The organism is Micromonospora sp. KC723 (assembly GCF_004348595.1).
GTDB lineage: Bacteria > Actinomycetota > Actinomycetes > Mycobacteriales > Micromonosporaceae > Micromonospora.
Genome location: NZ_SMKD01000010.1, coordinates 1 through 12,209, shown reverse-complemented (window position 1 = coordinate 12,209; position 12,209 = coordinate 1). Strand labels below are relative to the sequence as shown.

General features: G+C 74.5%; 15 protein-coding genes. 5 read left to right on the top strand and 10 right to left on the bottom strand.

What is annotated here, in order from left to right; genetic code table 11:
- Nucleotides 1-29: 29 nt before the first annotated feature.
- The 5 genes from E1165_RS04395 to E1165_RS04375 form a co-directional block, all read right to left on the bottom strand.
- Nucleotides 30-848: an SCO1664 family protein gene (locus tag E1165_RS04395; protein ID WP_132387960.1), complete on the bottom strand. Its 819-nt coding sequence runs from the start codon at nt 846-848 to the stop codon at nt 30-32.
- Nucleotides 845-1,429: a DUF3090 domain-containing protein gene (locus tag E1165_RS04390; RefSeq protein ID WP_132387958.1), complete on the bottom strand. Its 585-nt coding sequence runs from the start codon at nt 1,427-1,429 to the stop codon at nt 845-847. The genes E1165_RS04395 and E1165_RS04390 overlap by 4 nt, the downstream gene beginning before the upstream one ends.
- A 99-nt stretch (nt 1,430-1,528) precedes the next feature.
- Nucleotides 1,529-2,233 carry a histidine phosphatase family protein gene (locus tag E1165_RS04385; RefSeq protein WP_132387956.1) on the bottom strand — a complete coding sequence of 235 codons (705 nt, stop codon included), beginning with the start codon at nt 2,231-2,233 and terminating at the stop codon, nt 1,529-1,531.
- A gap of 107 nt (nt 2,234-2,340) precedes the next feature.
- Nucleotides 2,341-3,177 (bottom strand): undecaprenyl-diphosphate phosphatase, encoded by an 837-nt coding sequence (locus tag E1165_RS04380; RefSeq protein ID WP_132387954.1) that lies wholly within the window; start codon nt 3,175-3,177, stop codon nt 2,341-2,343.
- The gene (locus E1165_RS04375; RefSeq protein ID WP_132387952.1) at nt 3,174-4,226 is read right to left on the bottom strand and encodes an LLM class F420-dependent oxidoreductase; all 1,053 of its coding nucleotides are present in this window, start codon (nt 4,224-4,226) and stop codon (nt 3,174-3,176) included. Before E1165_RS04375 ends, E1165_RS04380 begins: the two co-directional genes overlap by 4 nt.
- Before the next feature lie 196 nt (nt 4,227-4,422).
- On the opposite strand from E1165_RS04375, the gene E1165_RS04370 reads away from it, so the two are divergent.
- Nucleotides 4,423-5,394 (top strand): aldo/keto reductase, encoded by a 972-nt coding sequence (locus E1165_RS04370; RefSeq protein WP_132387950.1) that lies wholly within the window; start codon nt 4,423-4,425, stop codon nt 5,392-5,394.
- 12 nt (nt 5,395-5,406) lie between these two features.
- On the opposite strand, the gene E1165_RS04365 is transcribed toward E1165_RS04370, so the two are convergent.
- Genes E1165_RS04365 through E1165_RS04355 form a run of 3 tightly spaced genes read right to left on the bottom strand, consistent with a single transcriptional unit; the run spans nt 5,407 to nt 7,746 of the window.
- Nucleotides 5,407-6,330 (bottom strand): hypothetical protein, encoded by a 924-nt coding sequence (locus E1165_RS04365; protein WP_132387948.1) that lies wholly within the window; start codon nt 6,328-6,330, stop codon nt 5,407-5,409.
- A 22-nt stretch (nt 6,331-6,352) separates the two neighbouring features.
- Nucleotides 6,353-7,417 carry a WXG100 family type VII secretion target gene (locus E1165_RS04360; protein WP_132387946.1) on the bottom strand — a complete coding sequence of 355 codons (1,065 nt, stop codon included), beginning with the start codon at nt 7,415-7,417 and terminating at the stop codon, nt 6,353-6,355.
- Entirely contained in the window at nt 7,414-7,746 is a 333-nt protein-coding gene (locus E1165_RS04355; RefSeq protein WP_132387944.1) for a hypothetical protein, read from the bottom strand. Before E1165_RS04355 ends, E1165_RS04360 begins: the two co-directional genes overlap by 4 nt.
- Nucleotides 7,747-7,842: 96 nt before the next feature.
- On the opposite strand from E1165_RS04355, the gene E1165_RS04350 reads away from it, so the two are divergent.
- The 3 genes from E1165_RS04350 to E1165_RS04340 all read left to right on the top strand — a co-directional run bounded on the left by E1165_RS04350 (nt 7,843) and on the right by E1165_RS04340 (nt 9,474).
- Nucleotides 7,843-8,262, top strand: a complete 420-nt coding sequence (locus E1165_RS04350; protein WP_132387942.1) for a YbaB/EbfC family nucleoid-associated protein — start codon at nt 7,843-7,845, stop codon at nt 8,260-8,262.
- Nucleotides 8,259-9,191, top strand: coding sequence for an SseB family protein (locus E1165_RS04345; RefSeq protein ID WP_132387940.1), 933 nt, complete (start codon nt 8,259-8,261; stop codon nt 9,189-9,191). Before E1165_RS04350 ends, E1165_RS04345 begins: the two co-directional genes overlap by 4 nt.
- A 91-nt stretch (nt 9,192-9,282) precedes the next feature.
- Nucleotides 9,283-9,474 carry a DUF5703 family protein gene (locus tag E1165_RS04340; protein ID WP_132387938.1) on the top strand — a complete coding sequence of 64 codons (192 nt, stop codon included), beginning with the start codon at nt 9,283-9,285 and terminating at the stop codon, nt 9,472-9,474.
- 68 nt (nt 9,475-9,542) lie between these two features.
- Here the strand turns inward: E1165_RS04340 and E1165_RS04335 are convergent, their stop codons facing one another.
- Together E1165_RS04335 and E1165_RS04330 are read right to left on the bottom strand one after the other, a co-directional pair.
- Nucleotides 9,543-10,199, bottom strand: a complete 657-nt coding sequence (locus E1165_RS04335; protein ID WP_132387936.1) for a hypothetical protein — start codon at nt 10,197-10,199, stop codon at nt 9,543-9,545.
- Between the two features lie 46 nt (nt 10,200-10,245).
- Nucleotides 10,246-11,574, bottom strand: a complete 1,329-nt coding sequence (locus E1165_RS04330; protein ID WP_132387934.1) for a M20/M25/M40 family metallo-hydrolase — start codon at nt 11,572-11,574, stop codon at nt 10,246-10,248.
- A 154-nt stretch (nt 11,575-11,728) separates the two neighbouring features.
- Between E1165_RS04330 and E1165_RS04325 the strand changes: the two genes are divergently transcribed.
- Nucleotides 11,729-12,209: hemerythrin domain-containing protein (locus E1165_RS04325; protein WP_132387932.1), on the top strand; the 481-nt coding region annotated here is incomplete at its 3' end.

Here is a 12,209-nt window from a genome sequence, read left to right as displayed (position 1 = left end):
GCACCCCACGGGTGATCAACATGACACGCTCAGATGGGCGGCCACGGCACCGCCGGCCAGTCCCGCGACGGCTGCGGGTAACGGCCGCTCTCCCGCAACCGGTCGATCCGCGCGGCCAGCTCGGCGACCTCGCCGACGGTCAGGTGCTCGGCCAACTCCTCGCCCAGGTCACCGGCGACCCGCCCGGCGAGCGCGTCGAGCATCCGCGCCGCGTCCGGCGGCAACCGCCGGCCCGCCCATCCCCACAGGACGGTGCGCAGCTTCTCCTCCACGTGGAAGCAGACGCCGTGGTCGACGCCGTAGAGCCGGTCGTCCGGCCCGACCAGCACGTGCCCGCCCTTGCGGTCGGCGTTGTTGAGCACCGCGTCCAGCACCGCCAGCCGGGCCAGTCGCGGATCGTCGGCGTGGGCCAGGGCGTACGCGGCGCCGTCGTCGTCACGGGCGGCGGCGATCGGAAACCAGCGCGGCGGCACCGCCCCGGCGGGTACGAACCCGACCAGCGGCGCCACGTCCTCCGGCTCGTCGATCCACAGCTGGCAGGAGCCGGGGCCGAACGGACCGTCCCGCAGCACCGTCGGCGGCACCAGATCCCAGCCGGTGGCGCGGGAGACCAGGTACGCGGAGACCTCCCGGCCGGCCAGGGTGCCGTCGGGGAAGTCCCACAGCGGGCGTTCCCCACGCACCGGCTTGTAGACGCAGCGGGCGGTCTGCCCGTCGAGGGTGAGGACGCCGCGCAGGGTGGCGTTGGACGCGTCGACCAGCCGCCCCTGGATGTCGAGGTCGCCGTCGCGCAGCAACCGGAGCGCGGCGCTGCCGTCCTGGCGGGGCTGCAACTCCGAGGAGGTCACCGGTGGTAGCCGTTGTGCCGCGGACAGAGGTGACCGGCCGGGTCGAGCGGCTGGCCGCAGAGCGGGCAGGGCGGACGGCCGGCGTTGACCACCCGGCGGGCCCGCTCGATGAACTCACGGGTCGCCTGGGGCGTCAGCCGCACCCGGAGTCGGTCGAGGTCGTCGTCCGGCTCCACGTCCTCCTCGACCTCGACCTCGTCGTCGGCGTCGTCGCCGAGCTCAACCTCGACCTCCGTCTCGCCGGCGGCGATCGCCTCGATCACCACCGTGGCGGTGTCGACGTCGAAGGCCAGGCCGAGGGTGCCCACGCGGAACTCCTCGTCGACCGGGGTGTCCAGCGGGTCGTTGTCGTCGAGCACGGCCGGCGCCTCGGGCAGCTCGACGCCGAAGCGGCGCTGCGCCTCGGCGAGCAGCTCCTCCAGCTTCTCGGCCAGCAACGACACCTGCACCTTCTCCAGCGCGACGCTGACCAGCCGGCCTCCGCCGCGCGCCTGGAGGAAGAACGTGCGCTCCCCCGGCGGCCCGACGGTCCCGGCGACGAACCGCTCCGGCGGCTCGAAGGCGTGCACCTGGTGGGTCATACCCACGACCCTATCCGGAGCGCGGAAGGGGCGCGCACCGCACCGACGCGGAATCCGCCGAGGGCGAACAGCGGGAGACGTACCTGCCGTCGGGACGCCTCAGCCGGCCCCTCCCGGGCCGCCGCCCACCGCCGCGTCGGAGTCGACCGGCCGCCTCGCCCGCCGGCGCCGCCTACCCGGCGGCGGCACCAGCGGGGCCAGGTCGCCGCCGGTGTCGTTGAGCCGGACCAGGAAGGGGCGCAGCGGGGTGTAACGGATCGCGGTGACCGACGCCGGGTCCGCGACGATGCGCTGGAAGAGATCCAGGTGTACGCCGAGGGCGTCCGCCACGATGGCCTTGATCACATCGCCGTGGCTGCACGCCAGCCACACCGCCTCGGGACCGTGCTCGGCGGTGACCCGGGCATCCCAGCCGCGTACCGCGGTCACCGCCCGGGCGGCCATCGCCGCCATCGACTCCCCCTGCGGGAAGACCGCGGCGCTGGGATGCTGCTGGACCACCGGCCAGAGCGGATCCTTGGCGAGCCGCTTCAGCGGCTGCCCCTCCCAGGTGCCGTAGCCGCACTCGGTCAGCTCCTCCTCCACCACCGGCGTGACCTGCGGCAGCGCCAGCTCCAGGGTCTGCCGGCAACGGATCAGCGGGCTGGTCACCACCGCCGCCAGCGGCAGGCCACGCAGCCGCTCGCCGACGGCGCTGGCCTGGGCGCGGCCGGTGTCGTCCAGCTCGACCGGCTGGCGGCCGGCCAGCCCGCCGTCGGCGTTCGCCGTCGTCCGGCCGTGTCGCAGAAGCAGAAGGGTCGCCACGGCTCCACCCTAGGGGCTGCCGCACCGGGCGGCGGCCCCCGGCACCGGGTGGCGCCGAAGGCCGCGCCGATCGCGGCCCCGCCGTGGCCGGGAAGCCCGGCGGCGGCTCAGGTGGCGCTGATCGTGCCGGTGAGCAGCAGCGCCAGCACCAGCGTGCCGAGTGCCACCCGGTAGAGGACGAACACGTACAGGGTGTGGTGGGCGACGTAACGCAGCAGCCAGGCGATGGCCGCGTACCCGATGGCGAAGGCGATCACCGTGGCCACGACCATCTGCGCCACGGTCGGCACCGAGGTGCCCGGCGCGGCGGGCTGGAACACGTCCCCGACGCTGAAGATCCCCGACATCACGACCGCCGGAATGGCCAGCAGGAACGAGTACCGCGCCGCCGCCTCCCGGGTGAGGTTCAGCAGCAGCCCCGCGGTGAGCGTGCCGCCGGACCGGGACACCCCGGGCACCAGCGCCATCGCCTGCGCGAAACCCATCACGACGCCGTCGCGCAGCCGGAAGTTCTCCAGGGTCCGGGTCTGCCGGCCCCAGTACTCGGCGAAGGCCAGCACGAAGGCGAACACGATGAGGGTGGTCGAGACCACCCACAGGTTGCGGGCGGTCTCCCGGATCTGGTCCTTGAACAGGAACCCGAACAGCCCGATCGGGATCGAGCCGACGATGACGTACCAGCCCATCCGGTAGTCGAGGCTGGAGCGCACCGAGCGGTCCCACAGCCCGAGCAGCCAGGTCCGGGTGATCCGCCAGATGTCCTTGGCGAAGTAGATCAGCACCGCCGCCTCGGTGCCGAGCTGGGTCACCGCGGTGAACGAGGCACCGGCGTCCTGGTCGAAGAAGATCGCGGAGGTGATCCGTAGGTGTCCCGACGAGCTGACCGGCAGGAACTCCGTGAGCCCCTGGACGATGCCCAGGACGATGGCCTCGACCCAGGTCACTCGCCGACCCCCGACAGGTCGAGGGCCTCCGCGACGGTCCGCAGGGTCTGCACCCCACTGTCCCGGTCGGCCACGAAGAGGGTCACCGACAGGGTGGTCACGCCGGCCTCGGCGTACTCCCGCATCCGTTCGGCGATGCGCTCCTTGGGGCCGAGCAGCGAGGTGCGGTCGATGAACTCCATCGGCACCGCGGCGGCGGCGTCACGCTGCCGCTTGGCCAGGTAGAGGTCCTGCACCTCGCGGGCGGCGTCGCCGTAACCCATCCGGGTGGCGAGCTGGTTGTAGAAGTTCTGCTGCCGGCTGCCCATGCCGCCGACGTAGAGGGCCGCGTACCAGCGGACCAGCTCGGCGCAGGTGGCGATGTCGTCGCCGACGACCACCGGCACGGACGGCACGACGTCGAAACCGGCCAGTCCCCGGCCGGCCCTCGCCCGGCCGGCGCGCACCGAGGCGAGCTGCTCATCGGCGAACTCCGGGGCGTAGAAGACGGCCAGCCAGCCGTCGGCGATCTCGCCGGCCAGTTCGAGGTTCTTCGGCCCCACGGCGGCCAGGTAGACCGGGATGTGTTCGCGCGGCGGGTGGAAACCCAGCCGCAGCGCCTTGCCGGGCCCGTCGGGCAGGGGGAGGGTGTAGTGCTCGCCGTCGTAGGCGACCTCCTTGCGGGCCACCGCCAGCCTGACGATGTCGACGTACTCCCGGGTCCGGGCGAGCGGCTTGGCGAACCGTACGCCGTGCCAGCCCTCGGAGACCTGCGGGCCGGACACGCCGAGGCCGAGCCGGAACCGGCCGCCGGAGAGCGCGTCGATGGTGGCGGCGGTCATCGCGGTCATCGCCGGGGTGCGTGCCGGGATCTGCATCACCGCGCTGCCCACGTCGATCCGCTCGGTCTGGCCGGCCATCCACGCCAACATGCTCGGGGAGTCGGAGCCGTACGCCTCCGCCGCCCACACCACCGAGTAGCCGAGCCGGTCCGCTTCCTGGGCGAGCGCCAGGTGGTCGGCGGGTGTGCTCCACGCCGTCTGGTATCCGAGGCTGAGCCCGAGTCGCACTGGTCCTCCCCCATCCGCGCCACAAGGTCGCATCAGGGTACGCAATGCCGGCAGCGGCCCCGACGACCGGCTCACCCACCCGCCCACCTGGCGCGGACCGCCCCGGAGACCGGCGACGGTCGGATCACCGACGCGGTGGCCAGACATGACGGGAGCGAGGATATCCGTGACGGCGGGTTCGAAATAAGGTTCACCCATGCAACAGCGACCGCTCGGCCGAAGCGGGCTGGCGGTTTCCCGGCTCGCGCTCGGCACCATGACCTGGGGTCGGGACACCGACGCCGACGACGCGGCCGCCCAGCTGAAGAGCTACCTCGACGCGGGCGGCAACCTGGTCGACACCGCCGACGTGTTCGCCGACGGGGACGCCGAGTCGGTGCTCGGCTCCCTGCTGGGCGCCCTGGTCCCCCGCGACGAGGTGCTCATCGCCACCAAGGCCGGGCTACGCCCGGGCAGTGGCCGACGCCGCGACGGCTCCCGCGGGCACCTGTTGCGCACCCTGGACGCCTCGCTGCGCCGCCTGGGCACCGACCACGTCGACCTGTGGCAGGTGCACGGGTACGACCCGGACACCCCGCTGGAGGAGACCCTGGCGGCGCTGGACCACGCGGTGGCCAGCGGCCGGGTCCGCTACGTCGGGGTGTCGAACTTCTCCGGCTGGCAGACCGCCCGGGCCGCGGCCTGGCAGGCCGCCTGGCCCGGACGGGCCCCCGTGGTCGTCGCGCAGGTGGAGTACTCGCTGCTCGAGCGGGGCGTGGAGCGGGAGGTGCTGCCGGCCTGCGCGGCGCTCGGGCTGGGCGTGCTGCCCTGGTCACCGCTGGGCCGGGGGGTGCTGACCGGCAAGTACCGCAACGGGCGGCCGGCGGACTCCCGGGCCGCCTCGGCGCACTTCGAGCGGTTCGTCACCACCTACCTGGAGCCGCGCTGCTCCAGCATCGTCGAGGCGGTCGCCATCGCGGCGGGCGGGCTGGGCGTGTCGCCGCTGGAGGTGGCGCTGGCCTGGATCCGGGACCGGCCCGGGGTGACCGCGCCGATCCTCGGCGCGCGGACGGTGGGGCAGCTGCTCGGCGCGCTGCAGGTGGAGCGGATGACCCTGCCGGAGGAGATCACCACCGCGCTGGACGACGTCTCCGCCGTGCCGGTCGGCTACCCGGAACGGGACGGCTGAGCCGGCCGCCCGTCAGCCGACCGGCGGTCGCCGCCCCGGGATCTCGCCGACGGCGGCGAGAAAACGCTGCTGGTCGTCGCGGAGGGTGGGGTTGACGACCCGGATCCACGAGCCGTCGTCGAAGTGGATCGTCATCGGGAACTGCGCCACCCGCATCGTCCCGTGGTCGCAGTCGATCCGGGCGACCCGCTGCCGCTCGACGCTCCACAGCAGCCTCGGCTGGCGCCGGTCGGGGCGGCCCTCGTCGGGTCGGCGCCCCATCCGCAGCAGGTGCAGGTGGGTGTCGGTCACCGCGAGCGGCGTGCCGGTGTAGCGCTCCAGGAACAGCAGCAGGCTGCCGGCGAGGGTGGCGAGGTCGCCGCTGAAGACGTACCGCCGGCGGTAGGCGATCTCGGCGAGCTGGTCGGCGAGCGGCCGGTGCCGGCTGAGCCGGAACAGCGCCCGGAACGCCTCCTGCTCGTCGGTGAGCGGCAGCACCGGCCGGGACGGCTGCGCCGACGCGGCGGACGACGCCGCGGCGTCGACCTCACGCGCCGCCGCCTCGGGGGCACCCGCCGCCAGCGCGGCCGCCTGGCCGGGCAGCAGCAGCACCCCGGCGGCGAGCCGCACCGGCGTCATGACGGCCTCCACCCAGGCCACCGGGTTGACGACGTGCAGCAGCCCGAACAGCACCCGGGGATCCAGGGCGTCGGTCATCTCGGCTCCGACGTGGTCGACGAACTGGCTGCCGGCCCGGTGCGTCTCGTCGGCCCGCACCGGCGCCAAACCGACGTAGCGCAGCTCCTGGCCGGTCACCAGGGGCGCGACCAGGGCCCGCTCCGGCTCGTCGGAGGTGCGGAACTCGTCGCGCAGGGCACGGGCCCGGTCCCGGGCGGCCCGGGCACCGTCGCGCACCGCGTCGCCGAACCGCCCCAACCGTCCCCAGGCACCGCCCACGCCGCTCCCCCTCGCTTCCGTATCAGCGGCCTGCCGGCTCCCGCGCGGCAGGCGGCTGACCGAAGACATTCTGGTCGATCCAGTCCGCGCCGTCGCGCACCGCGTCGCCGACCCGGTCGCCCACCTGGTCCGCGCCCGGCACGGACAGGCCGGTGACCACGGCGGTGGTGCCCCAGGTCACGCCGTGCACCACCGAGTTGGGCACGTTCCACGGCAGGTTGGTGGCCCAGTCCCGGGCGATCATCCGGCCGCCGTCGGCCAGGCCGTGCGCCCGCAGCGCGCCGGCCCGCTCCAGCGCGCCCATGTCGAACGGCGACCCGCTCTTGCCGAGCTTGAAGTGCCCCTTCGCCGGGTCGGTCAGCTTGTGGTGCCACTTGTCGGCCTTGCCGGCGGCGCGGCGCTTGTCGATGGACTTCTGCCCCCTCCGCAGGGCCCGCTGCTTGTCGACCAGCTTGTCCAGGTGGTTGCGGAGCTTGCGCAGGTAGAGCATGACCCGCTGGAGCAGCCGGATGACCTTCTGCAGGTGGGCGGCGAGCGGACGGATCACCTTCAGCGCCCGGGTGACCACGATCAGGCCCCGGGTCACGGTCACCGCCAGCCCGGCGGCCCAGGAGGCGCCCGCCGTGAACGGCGCCATCACCAGCGCGGTCACCAGGGTCACCAGCATCCAGTTGACGAACTCGACGCAGAGGTCGACCAGCACGTCGTGCACGGTCTTGAGGCCGTCGGCGACACTGCGCAGGTACTCGGCGGTGGCGGTGAACTGCCCCGCCACGTCCAGCAGTTGCTGCTCGACCTCTGCCAGCCGCCGGCCGTACGCGTCACCGGCGGCGGACTGCCAGCCGGGCTGCTCGGCCTCGCGGACCGCGCGGTGCCCCAACGCCAGCTCGCGAACCTGCCCGGCGAGTACGTCCCAGTCGGCGGCCCGGGCCCGCAGTGCCTCCGGCTCGCCGTCGACCATGTCGACGAGCTGGATCAGCGGCCAGGCCAGGGTGCGGCAGACGCTGTCGACGACGTCCTCCACCCCGGACAACGCGTTGTCGATGCCGTTCCACAGCTCGACGGCGCTGCCGGCCGGCCCGCTCACCGGCCCATCCGCTCGTGCACGGCCCGGAAGCCGGACTCGATGCCCTGCTCGTTGCGCTCGTAGTTGTCCACCGTGGACGAGAGCGCGTCACCGACCCGGGCGAGGGCGTCCTGGCCGGCCCGGAACAGCGCCGTGCCGTCGGAGACCTGCTCGGCGTACGCGGCGCGCAGCATGTCGCTGACGAAGGGCAGGTGCCCGAACGTGCTGTCGGGCAGGTCGCCGGCCGCGACCACCCGGGCCTCCAACGCCCCCATCGCCGTCGCCACCCCGGAGGCGGCCGCCTGCAACCGCTTCACCGCCGCCACGTCCACCTCGATGTCCGGTGCCACCGTCGTTCCTCCCCCGCATCCGACGCGGGACGACGATACGATTCCCCGGCCCCGGCCGCCACCCCGGCCGAGGCGGCACAGGGGGAGGACGAACGCATGACGGATCCGCTGTCCGGGCTGGACGCGCTGGCCGGCCGGCTCGCCGACATCGAACGCCGGTTCACCGGGGTGCAGGCCGATCTGGACGAGCTGGCCGGCACGGGTGCCGACGAGACCGGGCTGGTGTCGGCCACGGTCGACGCCGCGGGGGAACTGATTGAGCTGACCTTCCAGCCGACGGCGCTGCGGTACGGCACCGCCGAGCTGGCGGCGATGGTGCTGCAGGCGTACCGGCGGGCCCGCTCGGCGGCCGGCGAGCGGCTCGCCGAACGCACCGACGGCCTGACGGCGGACCTGAGCAGTGGCCTGACCGAGCTGTTCGGCCGCCCGGGGGACTTTGCCGCCCTGGGCCGCCTCGACGAGGCCGCCGCCCGGCTGGAGAGCCTGGAGGCGCGGCTGCCGCGACCGCCGGCATGACCGGCGCGGCTTGGCCGCAGGTCGCCGCCCGGCTGCACCACACCCTGGCGGCCTGCCGGCAGGACACCGACGTGGAGCTGACCGCCGGGCCGCGCCGGCTGCGGCTGGCGGTCCGGCGGGACACCGTCTCCGGCCGCTGCCCGGCCTATGACGCGCCCCGACTGGCCGAGCTGGGTTGGCGACCCGCCGCCGACGGCGACGGTTGGTGGTACGAGACACCCCGCACCGCCGAGGCGCTGCGCTGGTGGGGCGACTTCGCGTCGGACACCGCCAGGGCGGTGCTGACCGCCGACCCCGCCGGGCTCGCCTGCCAGGTACTGACCCCGACCAGCGGGCTCTCCCCGGCTCCCCGCACTCCCCCGGGCGGCGGCGTACCCACCGACGGCGCCGCGCCGCCGCGCACCGGCCCGCCGGACGCCACGCCGGGCGCCGGGAGTCCACCGGTGCCGGCGGGCACCGACCCGCCGGACGCCGGCCCGGGCCGGCACCGTGGGGCCGAACCGTCGGTTTCCGCCGCGGCTGCCGGGCCCCGCGTCGGTGACCTGCTCGCCCGAGCCGCGGCCGACCACGACCTCCCGGGCTACCTCGGGGCGTTCGCCGCCGGCGCGGTGTGCGTGCCGCTGGCCGGCGAGCCGTCGCCGGACCGGGAGCTCCCCTGGGTGGTCGTCCGCGACGCCGACCGGGCCCCGCTGCTGCCGGTCTTCACCACGGCCGAGGCGCTCACCGCCTTCGCCGGCGTCGGGGTGCCGTTCCTCGCGGTGCCGGCGGCCGAACTGCTGGCCGCCTGGCCGGACCCGGCGTGGGGGCTCGCCGTCGACCCGGGTGCCCCGCACGGGCTGACGCTGACCGCGCCGGCCCTGGCCGCGCTGCTGGCGGCCAACGACCTCGACGCCGGCGAGGAGGCCACGCCGGAGGTCGGGGAGGACTGATCAGCAACGGGCGGCCCCGCTCGGGCCGGACATGGGCCCGGCGGCGCGGGAAGGGTGGCGGACGGGCCCTGGGCTGGGCAGCATAGGGCACATGGACTACGAATACGCACCGCTGAGGTTGCCGCCGAACGTCGACCGGGTGACCGCCACGGTGCAGCTGGCGATCCAGGCGGAGTTCTCCGGGTGGGAGTTGGCCCGGGTGCGGCTGTTCCGGGACGGGACACGGCAGGTCGTGCTGCGCCGTCGCCGGGTCAACCAGCCACAACCGGGCCTGTCGTACTGAACGGGGCACGCCGGGGGACGTATCGCGCCCGCCCGGGGGCCCGAACCGGACGGGCCCCCGGGCGGACTCTAGTGCGCGTGCCCGGCGTGCTCGTGCTCGTCCTCGTCCAGATACGGATGCTCGTCGAGCCGCCCCACCAGGCGGTCGTCGGCGGCCGGCTGGAACGGGCCCACCGGGTCGTCGTCGTCGAACGACTCCAGGTCGACCGGGGTGCCGACCTCGCTGACCATCACCACCCCGTCGAGCGGCTCCAGCTCCGGCACGTCCAGGGCGCTCAGCGAGCCGTCACCGCTCTGCAGCAGCTCCAGCACGGCCTCGCCGACCCCCTCGACCGGCGCCGGCTCGTCGGGCTCCGGGGTGCCCTCGCGGCGGGCCGCCTCGGCCACCCGGATCAGCGCCGAGACGCTGGGCACCCGGTAGTCGCGGCGCTGCCGCACCGAGATCACCTGCGGGTGCGGGTCGGTGGCCTCGACGCCTTCGCCGCCGAGCCGTTCGTCCGCCTCGTCCGGGTCGATCGCCTCCACGTCCCAGGGCGTGACCTCGCCGAACGCGTCGAGTAGTTGCTCGTCGTAGGCGTACGAGGCGTTGTTCAACGCCACGTACGCCTGCCAGACGTCGTCGTCGTCGATGCGGCCCTGAGCCGCGCGCACGGCCGCCAGGTGGGCCCGGGCGGCGTCGATCACGCGCTCGAGAGCGGCGTCCAGCTCACCGTGCTGGTCGGTCATGAGGTGATCCCTTCGCCAATGGGGCAGGCTGCGACACCGGACGGGGTCAGCAGGCGCGCAGGAACCGGTCCAGAACCCGCACGCCGAACTGTAGTCCGTCCACCGGAACCCGCTCGTCGATGCCGTGGAACAGGGCGGAGAAGTTGAGGTCGGCCGGCAGGCGCAACGGGGCGAACCCGAAGCAGCGGATGCCGAGCTGGGAGAACGCCTTCGCGTCGGTGCCGCCGGAGAGCATGTAGGGCACCGGGCGGGCGCCCGGGTCCTCGGCGCGCAGCGCCGCCGACATCGCCGCCACGAGGTCGCCGTCGAAGGTGGTCTCCAGGGCCGGCTGGCGTTGGATGTACTCGATGTCGATGTCCGGGCCGACCAGCTCGCGCAGCTGCCGCTCCAGCAGCTCCGACTGACCGGGCAGGCTGCGGCAGTCGATGGTGGCGGTGGCCCGGCCGGGGATGACGTTGTCCTTGTAGCCGGCGGCCAGCCGGGTCGGGTTCGCGGTGCTGCGGATCGTCGCCCCGATGATGTTGGCGATCGGCCCCAGCTTCGCGATCGCGGTCTCCGGGTCGTCCGGGTCCAGTTCTACGCCGAGAACCTCGGAGACCTCCTGGAGGAAGGCGCGGACGGTGGCGGTGACGGTCACCGGGAAGCGGTGCCGCCCGATCCGGGCCACCGCCTCGGCCAGGGCGGTGACGGCGTTGTCGTCGTGGACGAACGAGCCGTGGCCGGGGCGGCCCCTGGCGTGCAGCCGCAGCCAGTCGATGCCCTTCTCGGCGGTCTCGATGAGGTAGAGCCGGGTGGCCTCGTTGACCGAGTAGGAGAAGCCGCCCACCTCGCCGACGGCCTCCGTGCAGCCGTCGAACAGGCCCCGGTGCCGCTGCACCAGGAAGTGCGCGCCGTAGTCGCTGCCCGCCTCCTCGTCGGCGGTGTAGGCCAGCACGATGTCGCGTGCCGGGCGGACCCCGGTGCGCTGCCAGTGCCGCACCACGGCCAGCACCATCGCGTCGAAGTCCTTCATGTCGATCGCGCCCCGGCCCCACAGGTAGCCGTCGCGGAGTTCCCCCGAGAACGGGTGCACCGACCACTCGTCGGCGTCGGCGGGGACCACGTCGAGGTGCCCGTGCACCAGCAGGGCGTCGCGGCCCGGGTCGGTGCCGGCGATCCGGGCCACCACGTTCGCGCGCCCCGGCGCCGACTCGTGGATCTCGGCGTCGACGCCGACCTCGGCGAGCCGCTGCGCGACGTACTCGGCCGCGCGGCGCTCACCCACGCTGGTGGCGTTGTCCCCCGTGTTGGTGGTGTCGATGCGCAGCAGGTCACGGCAGAGTTCCACGACCTCGTCGGTGGGCTCGGGGAGGGCGGGGGCGGCGTCGCTCGTCATCGCCTCTTTCTACCAGCCGGCCGGCCCCGGGCCCGGCCGGGCCGCCGGTACCGGGGTTTCCCGATCCCCGGGTACGGGTACCGCGCTGGCGTCCCCGCACCGCCCGTCGCGCCGGCCGTCCCCCACGCCCCGTGCGCCCGTCGAGGAGGACATGATGTCCATCCCCCTGCCGCCGCTGCCACCCGCCGCCGACGACGCCTACCGGCCCGGCGGTCGCGGCGTCGTCGACCTCGCCGACGCCGAGCACCGGCAGTTGCTCGGCCTGGCCGGCCAGGTCGACGACCCGCAGCTGAGCGCCGAGCGGCGGCGGGAGGTGATCGACGTGCTCACCGCCGCGGTGTCGCGGCACCTGTCCGCCGAGGAGCAGTACCTTCTCCCCGCCACCCGGGCCGCGCTGCCCGACGCCGCCGACTCGATCGACCGGTCACTGTCAGCCGACGCCGCGCTGCTCACCGCGCTGAAGGCGGTGGACGGGCCGGACGATCCCGCACTGGCGGAGGTGGCCGAGCGACTCCACCGGCACGTCGAGGCGGTGTCGGCGCTGACCGCCCGGCTGCGCGCGGCGAGTTCGGAGGCCGAGCTGATCCGGCTGGGCAACCGGTGGGAGATCGCCGCGGAGGCGGCCCCGACCCGCC

Excerpts from the sequence above, each read along its gene's own strand:
- E1165_RS04390 (WP_132387958.1), bottom strand. The coding sequence starts at position 1,429 with ATGACCCACCAGGTGCACGCCTTCGAGCCGCCGGAGCGGTTCGTCGCC.
- E1165_RS04370 (WP_132387950.1), top strand. The coding sequence starts at position 4,423 with ATGCAACAGCGACCGCTCGGCCGAAGCGGGCTGGCGGTTTCCCGGCTC.
- E1165_RS04350 (WP_132387942.1), top strand. The coding sequence starts at position 7,843 with ATGACGGATCCGCTGTCCGGGCTGGACGCGCTGGCCGGCCGGCTCGCC.
- E1165_RS04345 (WP_132387940.1), top strand. The coding sequence starts at position 8,259 with ATGACCGGCGCGGCTTGGCCGCAGGTCGCCGCCCGGCTGCACCACACC.
- E1165_RS04340 (WP_132387938.1), top strand. The coding sequence starts at position 9,283 with ATGGACTACGAATACGCACCGCTGAGGTTGCCGCCGAACGTCGACCGG.
- E1165_RS04335 (WP_132387936.1), bottom strand. The coding sequence starts at position 10,199 with ATGACCGACCAGCACGGTGAGCTGGACGCCGCTCTCGAGCGCGTGATC.
- E1165_RS04330 (WP_132387934.1), bottom strand. The coding sequence starts at position 11,574 with ATGACGAGCGACGCCGCCCCCGCCCTCCCCGAGCCCACCGACGAGGTC.